Here is a 16,595-nt window from a genome sequence, read left to right on the forward strand (position 1 = left end):
AATTATGGAGAGAACATAATGCATAATAAAGCACCCATTAACCGCCGCAAATCGACCCGGATTAACGTAGGCAACGTGCCCATCGGCGACGGCGCGCCTATTGCCGTGCAGTCGATGACCAATACCCGCACCACCGACGTGGCGGCGACGGTGAAGCAAATCCAGGCGCTTGAGCGCGTGGGCGTCGATATCGTGCGCGTTTCCGTACCCACCATGGATGCGGCGGAGGCTTTCCGGCTTATCAAGCAGCAGGTCAATGTTCCCCTGGTGGCCGATATCCATTTTGATTACCGCATCGCGCTGAAAGTGGCGGAGTACGGCGTCGATTGCCTGCGCATCAATCCCGGCAATATCGGCAGCGAGGCGCGCATCCGCTCGGTGGTGGACTGCGCCCGCGATAAAAACATCCCGATCCGCATCGGCGTCAACGCCGGCTCGCTGGAGCGGGATATCCAGGAAAAGTATGGCGAACCCACGCCCGAGGCCCTGCTGGAATCGGCCATGCGCCATGTGGATATCCTGGAAAAACTGAATTTCGACCAGTTTAAGGTCAGCGTCAAGGCGTCCGACGTTTTCCTGGCGGTGCAGTCCTACCGCCTGCTGGCCGCGCGCATCGAGCAGCCCCTGCATCTGGGCATTACCGAAGCGGGCGGCATGCGCAGCGGCTCGGTGAAATCCGCCATCGGCCTGGGGATGCTGCTGAGCGAGGGCATCGGCGACACCCTGCGTATCTCGCTGGCGGCCGACCCGGTTGAGGAAGTGAAGGTGGGATTCGATATCCTCAAGTCCCTGCGCATCCGCGCGCGCGGCATCAATTTTATCGCCTGCCCGACCTGCTCGCGGCAGGAGTTTGATGTCATCGGCACCGTCAACGCCCTCGAACAGCGCCTGGAGGACATTGTCACGCCGATGGACATCTCGATTATCGGCTGCGTGGTCAACGGTCCGGGCGAAGCCCTGGTCTCGACCATCGGCGTTACCGGCGGCCATAATAAAAGCGGTTTCTATGAAGACGGCGTGCGCCAGCGGGATCGTTTTGATAACGAGCAGATGATAGATCAGCTCGAGGCTAAAATTCGCGCTAAGGCGGCAATGCTTGATGAAAGCAATCGCATTACCGTTAATTTGATTGATAAGTAACTCAAAACCCGAAGAGAATCGACATGGCAAAGAACATCCAGGCCATTCGCGGCATGAACGACTATTTGCCGGAAGATACGGCTGTCTGGCAGCGCATTGAAGGCACGCTTAAGAACGTCCTGGCCGGTTACGGTTATAGCGAAATTCGCCTGCCCATCGTTGAGCAGACGCCCTTGTTCAAGCGCGCCATCGGCGAGGTAACCGATGTCGTGGAAAAAGAGATGTACACCTTCGAGGATCGCAACGGCGAAAGCCTGACGCTGCGCCCGGAAGGCACGGCGGGCTGCGTGCGCGCGGGGATTGAACACGGCTTGCTGTACAACCAGGAACAGCGGTTGTGGTATATTGGCCCGATGTTCCGCTATGAGCGCCCGCAAAAAGGCCGCTATCGCCAGTTCCATCAGCTGGGCGTCGAGGTGTTCGGCCTGGCGGGGCCGGATGTCGATGCGGAGCTGATTTTGCTGACCGCGCGCTGGTGGCGGGCGCTGGGCATCGACGGACATGTGGCGCTGGAACTGAATTCCATCGGCTCGCTGGACGCGCGCGCGCGGTATCGCGAGGCGCTGGTGGCTTTCCTCGAGCAGCATGAGGAGGCGCTGGACGATGATTGCCGCCGGCGCATGCATACCAATCCGCTGCGCGTACTTGACTCCAAAAATGCCGGCATCCAGGCCTTGCTGAACGATGCGCCGGTCTTGACCGACTACCTTGACGACGAGTCGCGCGAACACTTTGACGGCCTGTGTGAACTTTTAGCGCGGGCCGGTATCCCATATACGGTTAATCCGCGTTTAGTGCGCGGCCTGGATTATTATAACCGTACCGTTTTTGAATGGGTCACCACCAGCCTTGGCGCGCAGGGCACCGTCTGCGCCGGCGGCCGTTACGACGGGCTGGTCGAGCAACTGGGCGGGCGCGCCACGCCGGCGGTAGGGTTTGCCATGGGGCTGGAGCGCCTGGTGCTGCTGGTGCGGGAAGCGAACCCGCAGTTCAAGCCCAGGGCGGTGGTGGATGTCTACCTCATTTCCTCCGGCAATGAGACCCAGGGCGCGGCAATGGCGCTGGCGGAGCAAATCCGCGACGCCTTGCCCGACCTGCGGTTAATGACCAATTACGGCGGCGGTAATTTTAAGAAGCAGTTCGGCCGGGCCGACAAATGGGGCGCGCGCCTGGCCCTGGTGCTCGGTGAGGACGAAGTCGCCGCCCAACAGGTGGTGATGAAGAATTTGGCCACGGGCGACCAGGAAACGCTGGCGCAAAGCGATGTCGCGGCGCGCCTGGCATCGATATTAGGTTAAGGAGAAGGACCACGTGGAAGTCTACAGCTCGGAAAACGAACAGCGCGAAGCGCTCAGTCGGTTCTTTGCGGATAACGGTAAAGCGCTGGTTATCGGCGTGGTCATCGGTATCGCCGCGTTGGTGGGCTGGCGTTATTGGCATAACCATCAAAATGACGCCATGATGGCGTCGTCTGCGTCATGGCAGCAGGTGAACACGGCGCTGACCCACGACGCCGCCCCGCCCGCCGTCGACGCAGCGCAGAAATTCGCCGACGCCAACAACAATAATTATGGCGCCCTGACCTCCATGGATCTGGCGCGTTTTTATGTGGATAACGGTAATTTCGCCGCCGCCGAAAAGCAGCTGCAAAAAGCGCTGACCCAGACCAATGAAGAAAACCTGCAGGCGCTGATAAACATTCGTCTGGCGCGTGTCCAGATCGAGGCGAAAAACGTCGACGGCGCGCTGAAGACCCTGGAAAAAGAAACGCATGCCGGCTGGTCGGCATTAGTGGAAGATGCCCGTGGCGACGCGCAGGTCATCAAAGGCAATAATCAAGCGGCGCGTGAAGCGTACGATAAAGCGCTTAAAGCGAACCCGCCTCAGGCATTACAAGCCTTGTTGCGCATGAAACTGAATAACCTGTCCAGCTAAGAGGGACCCCATGCAATTGCGTAAAACATTTTTCGTAGGTCTGATTTCCGTTGCCTTGCTCAGCGGCTGTTCCTGGTTTAGCGGTGAAGAAGATGTGGTGACCATGTCCCCGCTGCCGAAAGTGGACAATCAGTTTCAGCCTACCCAGGTATGGAGCCGCTCGGTCGGTAATGGTACCGGCGAGTTTTACTCCAACCTGCGTCCCGCCTGGCAGGATAACCGCGTGTTCGCCGCGGACCGCCGCGGTACCGTAACCGCGATGGATATTGATACCGGCAAGGAAATCTGGTCGGTGGACCTGTCGGAAAAGACCGGTTTCCTGTCGCGTAATCTTCCCGCGCTGTTATCCGGCGGCCTGGCCGTGGCCAACGGGCATGTTTTCGTCGGCAGCGAAAAGGCCCAGGTCTATGCGCTGAACGCCGAGGACGGCACCATCGCCTGGCAGGCCAAGGTGGCGGGCGAAGCCTTGTCGACGCCGGTGGTCAGCGACGGCCTGGTGCTGGTCCATACCAGCAACGGCATGCTGCAGGGTCTTAACGAAACCGACGGCGCCGTGAAGTGGACGGTTAACCTCGATATGCCGCCGCTGACCCTGCGCGGCGAATCGGCGCCGACGCCGGCGTTTGGCGCGGCCATCGTCGGCGGCGATAACGGCCGGGTCAGCGCGGTGATGATGACCCAGGGCCAGCTGATCTGGCAGCAGCGTATTTCCCAGCCGAGCGGCGCGACGGAAATCGCGCGTCTCGGTGATGTCAACATGACGCCGGTGGTGGTCAATAACGTGGTCTACGCGTTGGCCTATAACGGCAACCTGGCGGCGCTGGATCTGCGTTCCGGGCAAATTATCTGGCGCCGTGAAATCGGTTCGGTCAACGATCTTATCGTCGAAGGCGGCCGCATTTACCTGGTCGATCAGGACGATCGCCTGATTGCGCTGGATACCCAGGGCGGCGTTACCCTGTGGCGCCAAAGCGAGCTGCTGCACCGCAACCTGACGTCGCCGGTGCTGTTCGACGGGTATATCGTCGTTGGCGACTCGGAGGGCTATATGCACTGGATCAATACCGACGACGGACGTTTTGTCGCGCAGGTTAAGGTGGACAGCTCCGGCTTGCAAAGCAATCCGGTGGTTGCCGGCGGCAAGCTGCTGTTGCAGGCCAACGGCGGCGAGGTGTACGCCTTTACCCGCTAATGCCTGTGCTTATCCGCCGCTGACGTCTGGGCGCGCGGGTCATTAACGGCTCCTGACATGTTCAGGAGCCGTTTTGTCTTATATAATCAGCCTGATTAAGTGCTGAAACAGAAAAATTACCTGATGAGGTTGTAACAATGATACCTGTCGTCGCGCTGGTCGGGCGCCCGAATGTAGGAAAATCCACCCTGTTTAATCGGTTAACGCATACCCGCGATGCGTTGGTGGCGGATTTTCCGGGGCTGACGCGTGACCGCAAGTATGGTCGTGCAGAATGGGAAGGCCATGAGTATATCGTCGTTGACACCGGCGGTATCGACGGCACCGAGGATGGCGTCGAAACCCGTATGGCCGGGCAGTCGCTGGTGGCGATCGAGGAAGCGGATATCGTGCTGTTCCTGGTCGACGGCCGCGCCGGACTGATGGCGGCGGATCAGGGCATTGCCAAACACCTGCGCAGCCGGCAGAAAACCACGGTGGTGGTAGCCAACAAAACCGACGGCATTGATGCCGAGAGCGCGGTGGGCGATTTTTATTCCCTCGGGCTGGGTGAAGTCTTCGCCATTGCCGCCTCCCATGGCCGCGGCGTTAGTGCCCTGATGGAAGAAGTCTTGCTACCGCTGGTAGGCGATGGCGGCGCGGTCGAGGAGCCTATCGAGTATCCCGGCATGGAACCCTGGACCGAAGAAGACGAGGACGATTACGAAATCCCGCAGGACGAGGAAGAAGCGTTCGATCCGCAGTCCCTGCCGATCAAGCTGGCCATCGTCGGGCGTCCTAATGTCGGCAAATCCACCCTGACCAACCGTATCCTGGGCGAGGATCGCGTGGTGGTCTACGATATGCCGGGCACAACCCGCGACAGTATCTATATCCCCATGGTGCGCGACGAGCGGGAATATATCCTTATCGATACCGCCGGGGTGCGCAAGCGCGGCAAGATTACCGAGACGGTGGAGAAATTCTCGGTGATCAAGACCCTGCAGGCCATCGAAGACGCCAACGTGGTGCTGCTGATTATTGATGCCCGCGAGGGGATTTCGGATCAGGACCTGTCGCTGCTGGGCTTTATCCTTAACAGCGGGCGATCGCTGGTGATCGCGGTGAACAAATGGGACGGCCTGACGCAGGAGATCAAGGACGAGGTCAAGGAAACCCTGGATATGCGTCTGGGCTTTATCGACTTTGCCCGGGTGCACTTTATTTCCGCCCTGCACGGCAGCGGCGTGGGCAACCTATTCGAATCGGTGAATGAAGCCTATCGTTGCTCCACCAAGCGCATCAGCACCGCGATGCTGACCAAAATCATGCAAATGGCGGTGGAAGAGCATCAGCCGCCGTTGGTGCGCGGGCGCCGGGTGAAACCGAAATATGCCCATGCCGGCGGTTATAATCCGCCGATTGTGGTGATCCACGGCACCCAGGTCAAAAACCTGCCGGACTCCTATAAACGCTACCTGATGAATTATTTCCGCCGCTCGCTGGAAATCATGGGCACGCCGATCCGTATCCAGTTCAATGAAGGGGAAAACCCGTTCGCCGGCAAGCATAACAAGCTGACGCCGAACCAGATGCGTAAACGCAAGCGTTTGATTAGTCACATTAAAAAAAGTAAATAAGCACGCGATGCCCACCGGGTCCGCGCTAAGCGGGTGAATTGCGGCCGGGTGCGGCTACACGTGGGAAAGGGGGAGGCGATCATGACGCCACGGTGTCCGGTATGCGCCGGTCCGATGCAGGCCGACGGCGAAGATCAGGTTTGCGAGCATTGCCGTCGCCGCTTTCAGGCGCAGGCTATCTGTCCCGACTGCGGGCAGCCCTTGGACGTGCTTAAGGCCTGCGGCGCGGTGGATTATTTCTGTCCGCGCGGCGACGGCCTGATTTCCAGGAAAAGGGTGGACTGGCATTACGCCGCGCTTTAAAACGTCCCCTTTTGCCATAAAATTTCCAATTCCGGCGGCGCGCTGCTCTCCGGCACCACGATTTCGGCCTGTGCCGGCTGCGCCTCTCCCGGCGGTTGGCCGACGATCAGGATGCGGTAAAACCGCTGATCGCCGCTGCCGGGCGCGCGGTTCTGCCCGCTGTGCTGGGCCAGCAGCGCCACGCGGCTGACCAGATGGCACAACTGCTCCCGCTGCGCCGACGACAGGTCGCACAGGGCAAAACGCTGTTGGGCGGCAAGCTTGGGAATATAGGCAAAGCCCCCCTCGCGCGACAGTTCAATCACCGCATGCTCGTTTAATAAAGATAACAGGTCCATCAGGCTCTCCCGGCATTATGTCAACGCAACACCCACTCCGGGCCGCATGCCGGCCCTTGCCGAGGCGAACGGCACGGGCCTTAAGACAATACGCCCACCTCGCGCCAGGCCTGCTCCACCGCCTTGGCCTCTTTAGCGGCAAAACGCTCGCCGGCGTGTTTCACGGTCAGTCTGGCGAAAGCGGCGAAGTCGGCGTTTTGTTTTAACTGGCTATCGCACAGCGTGGCGTACCAGATAGCCCCCGCTTTTTCCCAGGCATGGCCGCCCAGGGCTATGGCCGCCAGGTAAAACGCCCGGTTGGGAATGCCGGAGTTGAGATGCACGCCGCCATTGTCCTCGCGGGTGTGCACAAAACCGGCCATGTCGGCGGGCTGGGGATCCTTGCCGAGCACCGGGTCGTCGTAGGCGCTGCCGGGCTTGGCCATCGAGCGCAGCCCTTTGCCCTTGATGGTGGCGGCCAGCAAACCGGCGCCAATGATCCAGTCGGCCTGTTTGGCGGTTTGTCCCAGGTGATATTGTTTCACCAGCGAACCGAAGACGTCCGACAGCGACTCGTTAAGCGCGCCCGCCTGTTCAAAGTAGATTAAATTCGCCTCGGATTCCGTGACGCCGTGGGTTAATTCATGGGCCACCACGTCGATAGCGATGGTAAATCGGTTAAATATTTCACCGTCGCCATCGCCAAATATCATTTGTTCACCGTTCCAGAAGGCATTTTGGTAATCGGTACCGTAATGCACGGTGCCGGTCAGCGGCAACCCTTTGGCGTCCAGCGAGTTGCGCTGGAACACCTGCCAATAAAAATCGTAGGTGACGCCCAGGTAATCGTAGGCTTCATTGACCGCAACGTCGTTCCCCGCCGTCTGGCCTTCCCGCCGCACCGCCTTGCCGGGCAGGTTAGTGGTGTTATGCGCGTCATAAATGGCGCGTTCCACCGTGCCGGCTTGCGCCGTCGGCTGGTAACGGGCCGCCACCGGGTTCTGTCCCATCAGGCTATAGACATGGTTCAGGGTATGCCGGGCATACTGGCGCTGGTGTTCGCTGCCTTTTTCGATAATGCGCCGCAGTATATAGGGTGGAATAACGCTCAGGTGCCGCCGGTATAGGTTTTCCATTTTACCCCCTATCAATAATTAGCATTTTATTAAAGTATAGGGGTTTTTATCATCGCGACCAAAGCGGATCGCTAAGCCTTGGCTGCCGGCAGGTCGTTGCCGGTGGCGGGCGGCGCGCCAGAAACCGGGCTCACCCGCCGCGGGGCTAGCGTTGGTATTTGATAAAATCGGTCTTATGGGCCACCTTGTCATACAGTTTCATGGCGGAATGGTTCGTGGTGCGCGTCGTCCAGTACACATTGGCCATGCCGTGGCTGTCCGCATGGGCGTAAACCCGTTCGATCAGCTGCCGGCCCGCGCCTTTGCCGCGCGCCGATTCCTCCACATACAGGTCCTGCAGGTACACGACTTTTTCATGATACCAGCCGTGATCGTGCACGATACAATTGACCAGGCCGATAAGATGCCCCTGCAACAGCGCCACATAGGCAAACATGCCGGGGCAGGCCGGGTCGAGCAGGCGCGCGAAGGTATGCTCATATAGCGCATCGTCGCGGATGGTGGAGTAAAAACTTAAATAACGGCGCCAGAGGAATTTCCATTCCTCTTTATCTGCAAGCGTCATGGGACGGATAACTATCCTGGTATCATCAGTCATGGGCGCCTCCCCGGTCCGGTATGGTCGAGGTTGATACCGGTGTTGGCGATAAAATGGCCGCGCTGTCAAGGGATACCCGCCGCCAACGTAACCTGTAATCATATTCCCGCTCACAGAGCAGATAATCCTGATGCACGCTCGGGCTCCAGGAGTCATCGCCGCCCACGCCCATATGGCGGGCGTCCAGATGCAGCCACAGGCCCGGTTCCGGTCGCAGCAAATGCCAGTGGGTGGCGCGGGTGAGCTGCCCGGTGCCGTAGGGGCTAAGGGAAAAATGAAAATTGCCGTCGATCCGCCAGTCGCCGAAGGCCACTTCACGGGTAAAACAGCGCAGGCCGTTTTCCACCGGGAAAATATAAGGCGTATACATCTTATCCAGCGGCAGGCGCCAGCGGGAGAATTGCGCCGAGGCGAGGCGATCGGGATAGTTTTCGTGCGGCCCCAGCCCCAGCCAGGACACCTCCTGCGCGCCGGGGGCGAGCTGGCATGCCGCGCCGACGCGCGCCAGGGGCGGCAGGGACGGCGACACCACCACCCGGACCCGGTTTTCCATCTGGCCGGCATGGTCGATGGTCGTGTGCCAGTGGCTTTGCAGCAGCAGGCGATCCTGGTGGAAATAGCCGTGTACCGCCTCGAACACAACCCGATCCGCCAATTGATCGGCGCAAAGCCGCAGGCAGCGGTGCTCAAGGTCATACAGGCCGGCGGCGCGCCAGCGCTCCACCCAGGCGTTGGGGTCGACGCAGTCCGCTTCGCTGATGCCGATATCGTTATCCAGCGGCGCGCGGATAAACTGATCGGTCAAGGGACTGAGCAGACCCGGCGCGTCGCCGCGATACCACTGGGTTAACTGGCCGCGCTGTTTATCCACCATCCAGCGCTGATCGTGATGGCGGACGATAAACTCGCCGGCATTCTCAGTCAGACTGGGCGTTTCGTCCGTCGGGCGGGAGGGGCCGGGGACGATGGGCGCCATAAACCCGCGGGCCAGTTTCCAGTGCGCCCAAGCCGCCTGATGTCCGGCGGGGGACCAGGGGGTGGCGGCAGGCTGCTCGACGCTGACGCGCAGATACCATTCGCCCGCCTTTTCCGCCTGCGGCGGAAGGTCGCCTAACGTCAGCGCGGCATGTTGCCCCGGCGCCAGCCGCAGCGGCGTCGCGCCGCTTAACAGCGGATCGCCGTCGCATTCAAGGGTCCAGCGCAGCAGCTCGTTATCGCTGGCGCGAAACAGATATTCGCTGGCGACGTCTATTTTCAGCGGCCGGGTGTCCAGCAGGCGGAACTGGAAAAACTGCTGCTGGTGCTTTGCCTCCACCAGGGCCGGATGAGGGGTGCGGTCGGGAAACACCAGGCCGTTAAGGCAGAACTGGCGATCGTTTGGGGTATCGCCGAAATCGCCGCCGTAGGCCCAGAACATCCGGCCTTCGCCGTCCTGGCGCTCGAGCGCCTGATCCGCCCAGTCCCAGATAAAGCCGCCCTGCAGGCGCGGATGCTGGCGGAAGGCGCGCCAATACGCGGCAAAACCACCCAGGCTGTTGCCCATGGCGTGGGCATACTCGCATAAAATCAGCGGACGCTGCTCATCGGGCAGGCCGATCCATTTTTTTATCGACCATTTCGGCACCGCCGGGAACGGCTGATCTTCATCGACGCGCGCATACATCGGGCAGATGATATCGGTGGCGCGGGTATTGGCCCCGCCCCCTTCATACTGCACCGGCCGGCTGGGATCATGGGCTTTCACCCACTGATACAAGGCGTCATGGGTGGCGCCGTGGCCGGACTCGTTACCCAGCGACCAGATGATGATGCTGGCATGATTGCCGTTGCATTGCACCATGCGCGTAACCCGTTCGCTGAATGCCGCAAACCAGGCCGGGTCGTCGGCCAGCCGGCTCATGGGTTCCATGCCGTGCGTTTCGATATTGGCTTCATCCACCACGTACAGGCCATACCGATCGCATAACCGATACCACAGCGGATGGTTGGGGTAATGCGAACAGCGCACCGCGTTGAAATTATTCTGTTTCAGCAACAGGATATCCCGGCGCATCGTTTCTTCGTCCATGACCTGGCCATGGGCCGGGTGATGCTCGTGACGGTTAACGCCGCGGATCAGCAGCGGCTGGCCGTTAAGGCGCAGCAGGCCGTCGCGTATCTCCACCCGGCGAAAGCCTACGTCATATGCCTCGGCTTCCACCAGCGCGCCCCGGCCGTCGCGCAGCGCCACCACCGCCCGGTATAAATCCGGCGTTTCGGCGCTCCACAGGCGCGGCGCGGCCACCGGCAGCGCCAGGGTAACCCGCTCCGGATAGCGGCCGCGCTCGTCGATTATCGCGCTGCCGAGCGCAGAACATTGAGCGGCCACGCGCAGGTCACCCCGCCAGAGGGCGACCTCGACGCTATAGTCCGAGGCGGCGCCGGCGGCCTGAGGGGTAATCGCGATGTCCACGTCCAGCACGGCGTCATGCAACAGGGCATCCAGCCGGGTGTGAATACGGATATCCGTAAAACCGACCGGCGGTTTATGCAGCAGGGACACCGGGCGGAAAATGCCGCTCATACGCCACATATCCTGATCTTCCAGATAGCTGCCGTCGCTCCAGCGCAACACTAAAACACAAAGCCGGTTGCGGCCCTGATGCACATAATCGCTCAGGTCAAATTCCGCCGGCAGGCGGCTATCCTGCGAATACCCCACCCAGTGTCCGTTGCACCACAAATAAAACGCCGAATTAACGCCGTTGAAAATAATCCGCGTCCGGCCCTGGCCGGCCCAGCCGTCGGGCAGCAGAATATCCCGCGAATAGCAGCCAGTGGGATTATCCTCGGGCACATAGGGCGGATTGACCGGGATAGGGTATTTGACATTGGTATAAATGGGCCGGTCATAACCGGCGGTTTGCCAGTTTGACGGCACGGCCATGGCCTGCGCGCCGGGCAGATCGTCCTCCAGCCAGCTTTCCGGTACCGCCTGGGGGCGTGGGAAATAGCTGAAACGCCATTCGCCGTCCAGGGAACGGCGTTGTTCGCTTTCGGTGTCCCGACGCGCCAGTTCCTCGTCGCGCCAGCTATGGAAGGGCGGATGGGCGGGCAGCCTGCGGTAATGGGTCGCGCCGGGATTTTGCCAATCCCCGCGCGCCAGCACCGCCGCCAGCGAGGATAACGACGATGCCGGGCTGTTTTCTTGTGTCGGGGATAGCGGCATGGCATACCTTCTTTAGGGTGATGATTGCCCGGGCGTCTTTGGCGGTGATGCCATGGCCGGCAGGGAAAGCATGTACTTTGTTCACATAGTATTTCAGTTAAATGCCAATGTATACGCCATCGCCAAACGGCGGACAGGGGCGTTCAGGGTCCGTGCACCCGGCCGCCGGGGCAAGGCGGCTTGGCGGGGGAAAAAACGCGATGACCGCCGGGCGCTTGCTTGCCGCGGCGGGCGGCCGGCGCATAGCCGGCCGCTGTGTGGGCTAGATGGCTTTGGGCAAGGTATCCCACAGGCCGGCGGACCCGGCGGCGCTGCCCTGGGTAGCCTCGACGCAGGCCAGCTGCAGGATCCCGCTGGTATAGGCGCGTATTTTATTGGTCATTTCAACGCTGCCGTCGAGCGGGCGGCCGTAGGAGGGGATGATTTCCTGGAGCTTGGCGCGCCAGGCGGGGGAGGCCGCCTGCTCTTTGAACATGCTCTCAAGCAGTTGCAGCATAATCGGCGCGGCGGTCGAGGCGCCGGGCGACGCGCCAAGCAGCGCCGACAGACTGCCGTCCGCCGAGCTGACCACCTCGGTGCCGAACTGCAGGATGCCGCCTTTCCTGGCGTCTTTTTTAATGATTTGCACCCGCTGGCCCGCGTCGGTCAGTTCCCAATCCTCCAGCCTGGCCTCGGGATAATATTCCTTCAGCGCCGCCAGCCGTTTTTTATCCGACATAAACGATTGACTCACCAGGTATCCCAGCAGGCCGAAATTATCCAGGCCGACACGGATCATCGGCATCAGGTTCTGCCACGTCAGCGAACCGAACAAATCAAACCAGGAGCCGCGTTTAAGGAATTTACTGCTGAACGTGGCGTAGGGGCCGAACAGCAGGGTGCGCTCGCCGTCCAGCATGCGGGTATCGATATGCGGCACCGACATCGGCGGCGCGCCGACCGACGCCTTGCCGTAAACTTTCGCCAGATGGCCGTTGACCACCTCAGGCCGGGTGGTCACCAGGAATTTGCCGCCCACCGGAAAGCCGGCATAACCCCGGGCTTCGGGAATGCCGGATTTTTGCAGCAGCGTCAGCGACGCGCCGCCGGCGCCGATAAAAATATGGCGTGCGCGCACCGAGCTTTGCCGGCCGTTGTTGTTCAGGTCGGCGACTTTTACCGTCCAGGTACTGTCGTCGTTGCGGCTGATATCCAGCACGTCGTGGCGCAGGTGCAGGTTAACGTTCGGCCGCCGTTCCAGCGCGGCGAGCATCTGCCGCGTCAGTTCGCCGAAGTTGACGTCGGTGCCCATGGCCATGCGCGTGGCCGCCACCTTTTGGAACGTGTCGCGGCCCGCCATGATCATCGGCGCCCACTGCCTGATGACGTGGCTGTCCTCGGTATATTCCATGCCCTGGAATAACGTGCTGCCCTGCAACGCGGCATAACGCTTGCGCAGGAAATTAACGTTTTCCTCCCCCCAGACAAAACTCATATGGGGAACGTTATTAATAAAGGATTTGGGGGCGCCGAGAATATTATTTTTTACCAGATAGGCCCAGAATTGGCGGGAAATTTCATACGCCTCGTTGACCGCCACCGCTTTGGTGATATCAATCGAGCCGTCGGCCATTTCCGGGGTGTAATTTAACTCGCAGTACGCCGCATGGCCGGTGCCGGCGTTATTCCAGCCATTGGAGCTCTCTTCCGCGGTCTTATCCAGACGCTCATACATATTGATGGTCCAGTCTGGCTCAAGTTCCTTAAGGTAGGTTCCAAGCGTAGCGCTCATGACTCCACCGCCGATCAGGACAACATCCACCGGGGCGTTATTCGCAGCCGTTTGCCGTTGGGACGATGCCAACAAATTCATGCAAAGGGGTGCGATGAAATGCTCTTTCATGCGCAGTGTCTCTATTTAAGAAAATTAAGTATACCGCAGGGCAATATTATTGAGGTTGCTTTGAGCCCAATACTGTCTGCTTAGCGTTTTTGATTCTATTAGCCGTCAACGGCTAAGTAAACTAAAAAGTGATGTTATCACCTGGTTAAGATACATAAAGCTTATAGGTTGTAAATGGTTGATAAACAGCTGTTTGTCCAAAGGTGCTGATTAATTTTTACCATTCATTAACAAATGCTTACTCTCTTTTTATCAGGACAAAAAAGGCATTTTAAGTGTAATCTGCGATGGTTGACCCATTAGGCAGCCGGATCCTCTTTATTACGGGAATAATTAGCAGCTCGTCATTTCACTCTTTTTTTCCGTAGCGCAGAAGTTGTTTTCATGGCGGCTGGATTGATATTATTTTTGCTACTCGGGAGCACTACGGCGACGCGCGGTTAATTATTTCCGCCAATCCATGGCCATCACAGATCGCAGGAAGGATATGACAAGCACCCCGACGGATTCGGCTGACGGCAGCCGCTACTGGCAACAAAATTTGTTTGTCTGCGTCTTTGGTTCGTTCACCACCATTATCGCCATGACCCTGCTGCTGCCGTTCCTGCCCCTGTATGTAGAACAGCTGGGCGCAACGACCCACGCCGCCATCAGCCTCTGGTCGGGCCTGGCCTATGGCGCCACCTTTTTCAGCGCGGCGCTGACCGCGCCGCTGTGGGGACGCCTGGGCGATCGCTATGGCCGCAAGCTGATGCTGATCCGCGCCAGCCTCGGCATGGCGGTCGCCATGACACTGCTGGGCATGGCGCACAGCGTCTGGCAACTGGTGGCGCTGCGCCTGCTGGCCGGCCTGCTGGGGGGCTATGCGTCGGGGTCCATGATCCTGGTGGCGACCCAAACCCCCAAAGCGCGCACCGGCTGGGCGCTGGGCGTCCTGTCTTCCGGCATCATGGCCGGTAATTTCATCGGTCCGCTGATAGGCGGCACCCTGCCGCCGCTTATCGGCATCCGCGCCACGTTTATGGTGGCCGGCGCGACGATTTTTATCTCCTTCCTGGCGACGACGTTTTTGTTGCGGGAAGAACCGGGCGCCACCATCAGGCGCAAAAAAGAGAGCGTGCCGGAGGAGGCCGCCGGGTTTACCCGGCCGGTGCTGGCGATGCTGATTACCGGCGCGCTGCTGATGGTGGCCAATATGTCCATCGAGCCGATTATCACCCTGTACGTGGCGCAACTGGTGGCGTCCACGCAGGTCACGTTTGTCGCCGGACTGGTGATGGCCAGCGCGGCGCTGGGCAGCATTGTCTCCGCGTCCTGGCTCGGCAGGCTGGCCGATCGCAACGGGCCGTGGACGGTGATAATCGGCTGCCTGCTGGTCGCGGGGCTATTGCTGATTCCGCAGGCGATGGTCACCCGCGGCTGGCAACTGGTGGTATTGCGCTTTTTTATGGGCGTGGCGCTGGGCGGGCTGCTGCCCTGTATCGCCAGCGTTATCCGCCATAACGTGCCGGACAAGATTGCCGGCAGGATGCTGGGTTATTCCACCTCGGCGCAATATGTCGGCCAGGTGGCGGGGCCGCTGCTGGGCGGGTTTATCGGCGGGCATTTTGGTATGCGGCCGGTGTTTTTCGGCACCTGCGCATTGCTGGTGATTGGCGCGGGCTATAACGCTTTTGCCCGCCTGGCCTCCGCGCGCGGTAATCAGAATTAATCAGGCGTACGGCGCCGGCCCCGGGCGTTATCCGGCGTCTTTGGCGCGCCGCGCGGATTTCGCCGCGGCGGGCGTGACGCTCAGCACCTGGCTTTCCACCCGCCCGTCTTCCAGACGTGTTGACAGGATATCCCCCGCCTTCACCTGCCGGGCCCGTTTGACCAGCGCCCCCCTGGTATCGGTGGTAACGCTGAACCCGCGCGCCAGCGTTTTCAGCGGGCTGACCGCTTCCAGCTGGGAGCACAGCATGCCGAAGGTCCGCTGCTCCCCGCTTAACTGCCGGGTGATGCCCTGCGCCAGCCGGTAGCGCAGCGCCTGTATGTGCCCCTGCTGGTTCAAGCGGCCGCCGATCGCCTGCCGCAGCCGGTAGCCTAAAGACTGTAAGCGCTGCTGCGCGTGATTAATGCGCGGCAGCGGCGCCCGCTGGCCCAGGCGCTGAAGCAAACGCTCCTGGCGTAAGCGCGCCTGGCGCAACTGCCCCTGCAGGCTGTCGTCCAGCCGGCGGCGCAGTTTTATCAGCGCCGTTTGCTGGCGCGCCAGGCGCAGGTGCGGATGCTGTTGCTGCAGGCGGTGCTGCATCCGGGTCAGGACCTGCTGGCGCTGTGCCATAAAATAGTCCATCGCCATTTCCAGGCGCTGCTGCTGGGACTGTAATTGCCGCGCCAGCTCCAGCTGATTGCGGCTGACCAGCTCCGCCGCCGCCGAAGGGGTAGGGGCGCGCAGGTCGGCGACAAAATCGGCGATGGTGACATCGGTTTCATGGCCGACCGCGCTCACCACCGGCAGGCGGCTGGCAAAAATCGCCCGCGCCACCCGCTCATCGTTAAAGCCCCAGAGATCTTCAAGCGAACCGCCGCCGCGGCCCACGATCAGCACGTCGCACTCGCCGCGCCGGTTGGCGGCCTCGATGGCGCGCACGATCTGCGCCGGCGCGTCCTGGCCCTGCACCTGGGTGGGATAAATCACCACCGGCAACGAGGGATCCCGGCGCCGCAGAATATTGAGGATATCATGCAGCGCCGCGCCGCTGGCGGAGGTGATCACGCCGACCCGGCGGGCCGGGCTGGGCAAAGGCTGCTTATGGATGCTGTCAAAAAGACCTTCGGCGGACAGGCGCTGCTTAAGCTGCTCGAATTGCTGTTGCAGCAGGCCGTCGCCGGCGGGCTGCATGCTTTCGGTTACCAACTGGTATTCGCCGCGCGGTTCGTACAGCGTCAGCGCCGCCCGCACCAGCACCTGCTGGCCGTTGCGCGGCAGGAAGGTTACCCGCCGGTTGCTGTTGCGAAACATCGCGCAACGCACTTGGGCGCGATCGTCCTTCAGCGTAAAATACCAGTGGCCGGAGGCGGGCTGCGAGAAGTTGGAGATTTCGCCGGTCAGCCAGACCTGGCCCATTTCGCCTTCCAGCAGTTCGCGCACCGTCTGGTTAAGACGGGAGACGGTAAAAATCAAAGCGGTGGGCGGTGAAGACATGTGAGCCAGATCAACTTCTATAAATAAGGGTTAATCGATTGATATTACTTATCGCTCAGCGCAGATCAAGCATTTTTTTTA

13 protein-coding genes are annotated in these 16,595 nt (G+C 60.5%); 7 read left to right on the forward strand and 6 right to left on the reverse strand.

The genetic code is table 11. The features are described 5' to 3' along the window. The first annotated feature begins 18 nt into the window (after nucleotides 1–18). The 6 genes from ispG to ACL2XG_RS22855 all read left to right on the forward strand — a co-directional run bounded on the left by ispG (nucleotide 19) and on the right by ACL2XG_RS22855 (nucleotide 6,189). A complete protein-coding gene (gene ispG, locus ACL2XG_RS22830) occupies nucleotides 19–1,140 on the forward strand; it encodes a flavodoxin-dependent (E)-4-hydroxy-3-methylbut-2-enyl-diphosphate synthase (protein WP_413721174.1) in 1,122 nt (373 codons plus the stop codon). Nucleotides 1,141–1,163: 23 nt separating this feature from the next. After that, nucleotides 1,164–2,438, forward strand: a complete 1,275-nt coding sequence (gene hisS / locus ACL2XG_RS22835) for a histidine--tRNA ligase (protein ID WP_410014009.1) — start codon at nucleotides 1,164–1,166, stop codon at nucleotides 2,436–2,438. A gap of 13 nt (nucleotides 2,439–2,451) precedes the next feature. Further along, the gene (locus tag ACL2XG_RS22840; RefSeq protein WP_410014010.1) at nucleotides 2,452–3,075 is read left to right on the forward strand and encodes a YfgM family protein; all 624 of its coding nucleotides are present in this window, start codon (nucleotides 2,452–2,454) and stop codon (nucleotides 3,073–3,075) included. Nucleotides 3,076–3,085: 10 nt separating this feature from the next. Next, nucleotides 3,086–4,267: an outer membrane protein assembly factor BamB gene (bamB, locus tag ACL2XG_RS22845; RefSeq protein WP_410014011.1), complete on the forward strand. Its 1,182-nt coding sequence runs from the start codon at nucleotides 3,086–3,088 to the stop codon at nucleotides 4,265–4,267. 137 nt (nucleotides 4,268–4,404) lie between these two features. Further along, nucleotides 4,405–5,886 carry a ribosome biogenesis GTPase Der gene (gene der / locus ACL2XG_RS22850; protein ID WP_413721173.1) on the forward strand — a complete coding sequence of 494 codons (1,482 nt, stop codon included), beginning with the start codon at nucleotides 4,405–4,407 and terminating at the stop codon, nucleotides 5,884–5,886. 81 nt (nucleotides 5,887–5,967) lie between these two features. After that, on the forward strand, nucleotides 5,968–6,189 hold the full coding sequence (locus ACL2XG_RS22855; RefSeq protein WP_410014013.1) for a zinc ribbon domain-containing protein: 222 nt from the start codon (nucleotides 5,968–5,970) through the stop codon (nucleotides 6,187–6,189). On the opposite strand, the gene ACL2XG_RS22860 is transcribed toward ACL2XG_RS22855, so the two are convergent. The 5 genes from ACL2XG_RS22860 to mqo all read right to left on the reverse strand — a co-directional run bounded on the left by ACL2XG_RS22860 (nucleotide 6,186) and on the right by mqo (nucleotide 13,330). Next, nucleotides 6,186–6,527: a protealysin inhibitor emfourin gene (locus tag ACL2XG_RS22860; protein WP_410014014.1), complete on the reverse strand. Its 342-nt coding sequence runs from the start codon at nucleotides 6,525–6,527 to the stop codon at nucleotides 6,186–6,188. The two genes, ACL2XG_RS22855 and ACL2XG_RS22860, sit on opposite strands and share 4 nt — an antisense overlap. A gap of 80 nt (nucleotides 6,528–6,607) precedes the next feature. Continuing rightward, complete coding sequence (locus ACL2XG_RS22865) at nucleotides 6,608–7,642, reverse strand: M4 family metallopeptidase (protein WP_413721172.1); 1,035 nt, start codon at nucleotides 7,640–7,642, stop codon at nucleotides 6,608–6,610. Nucleotides 7,643–7,787: 145 nt separating this feature from the next. Continuing rightward, nucleotides 7,788–8,240: an N-acetyltransferase family protein gene (locus ACL2XG_RS22870; protein ID WP_413721171.1), complete on the reverse strand. Its 453-nt coding sequence runs from the start codon at nucleotides 8,238–8,240 to the stop codon at nucleotides 7,788–7,790. Next, the gene (locus tag ACL2XG_RS22875; RefSeq protein WP_413721170.1) at nucleotides 8,233–11,448 is read right to left on the reverse strand and encodes a beta-galactosidase; all 3,216 of its coding nucleotides are present in this window, start codon (nucleotides 11,446–11,448) and stop codon (nucleotides 8,233–8,235) included. Before ACL2XG_RS22875 ends, ACL2XG_RS22870 begins: the two co-directional genes overlap by 8 nt. A 262-nt stretch (nucleotides 11,449–11,710) precedes the next feature. Next, the gene (gene mqo, locus ACL2XG_RS22880; protein ID WP_410014018.1) at nucleotides 11,711–13,330 is read right to left on the reverse strand and encodes a malate dehydrogenase (quinone); all 1,620 of its coding nucleotides are present in this window, start codon (nucleotides 13,328–13,330) and stop codon (nucleotides 11,711–11,713) included. A gap of 487 nt (nucleotides 13,331–13,817) precedes the next feature. Between mqo and ACL2XG_RS22885 the strand changes: the two genes are divergently transcribed. Continuing rightward, nucleotides 13,818–15,041: an MFS transporter gene (locus ACL2XG_RS22885; RefSeq protein WP_413721169.1), complete on the forward strand. Its 1,224-nt coding sequence runs from the start codon at nucleotides 13,818–13,820 to the stop codon at nucleotides 15,039–15,041. A 27-nt stretch (nucleotides 15,042–15,068) separates the two neighbouring features. On the opposite strand, the gene xseA is transcribed toward ACL2XG_RS22885, so the two are convergent. Further along, nucleotides 15,069–16,514: an exodeoxyribonuclease VII large subunit gene (gene xseA, locus ACL2XG_RS22890; RefSeq protein ID WP_413721168.1), complete on the reverse strand. Its 1,446-nt coding sequence runs from the start codon at nucleotides 16,512–16,514 to the stop codon at nucleotides 15,069–15,071. Between the last annotated feature and the right edge of the window lie 81 nt (nucleotides 16,515–16,595).

The sequence above is a fragment of the Sodalis sp. RH24 genome, from assembly GCF_047324145.1.
Taxonomy (GTDB): Bacteria; Pseudomonadota; Gammaproteobacteria; order Enterobacterales; family Enterobacteriaceae; genus Acerihabitans.

Bases quoted from the DNA above. Each gene is read 5' to 3' on its own strand.
- hisS (WP_410014009.1), top strand. From the start codon at position 1,164: ATGGCAAAGAACATCCAGGCCATTCGCGGCATGAACGACTATTTGCCG.
- ACL2XG_RS22885 (WP_413721169.1), top strand. From the start codon at position 13,818: ATGACAAGCACCCCGACGGATTCGGCTGACGGCAGCCGCTACTGGCAA.
- ACL2XG_RS22855 (WP_410014013.1), top strand. From the start codon at position 5,968: ATGACGCCACGGTGTCCGGTATGCGCCGGTCCGATGCAGGCCGACGGC.
- ACL2XG_RS22875 (WP_413721170.1), bottom strand. From the start codon at position 11,448: ATGCCGCTATCCCCGACACAAGAAAACAGCCCGGCATCGTCGTTATCC.
- xseA (WP_413721168.1), bottom strand. From the start codon at position 16,514: ATGTCTTCACCGCCCACCGCTTTGATTTTTACCGTCTCCCGTCTTAAC.
- ACL2XG_RS22870 (WP_413721171.1), bottom strand. From the start codon at position 8,240: ATGACTGATGATACCAGGATAGTTATCCGTCCCATGACGCTTGCAGAT.
- der (WP_413721173.1), top strand. From the start codon at position 4,405: ATGATACCTGTCGTCGCGCTGGTCGGGCGCCCGAATGTAGGAAAATCC.
- ACL2XG_RS22860 (WP_410014014.1), bottom strand. From the start codon at position 6,527: ATGGACCTGTTATCTTTATTAAACGAGCATGCGGTGATTGAACTGTCG.
- mqo (WP_410014018.1), bottom strand. From the start codon at position 13,330: ATGAAAGAGCATTTCATCGCACCCCTTTGCATGAATTTGTTGGCATCG.
- ACL2XG_RS22865 (WP_413721172.1), bottom strand. From the start codon at position 7,642: ATGGAAAACCTATACCGGCGGCACCTGAGCGTTATTCCACCCTATATA.
- bamB (WP_410014011.1), top strand. From the start codon at position 3,086: ATGCAATTGCGTAAAACATTTTTCGTAGGTCTGATTTCCGTTGCCTTG.
- ispG (WP_413721174.1), top strand. From the start codon at position 19: ATGCATAATAAAGCACCCATTAACCGCCGCAAATCGACCCGGATTAAC.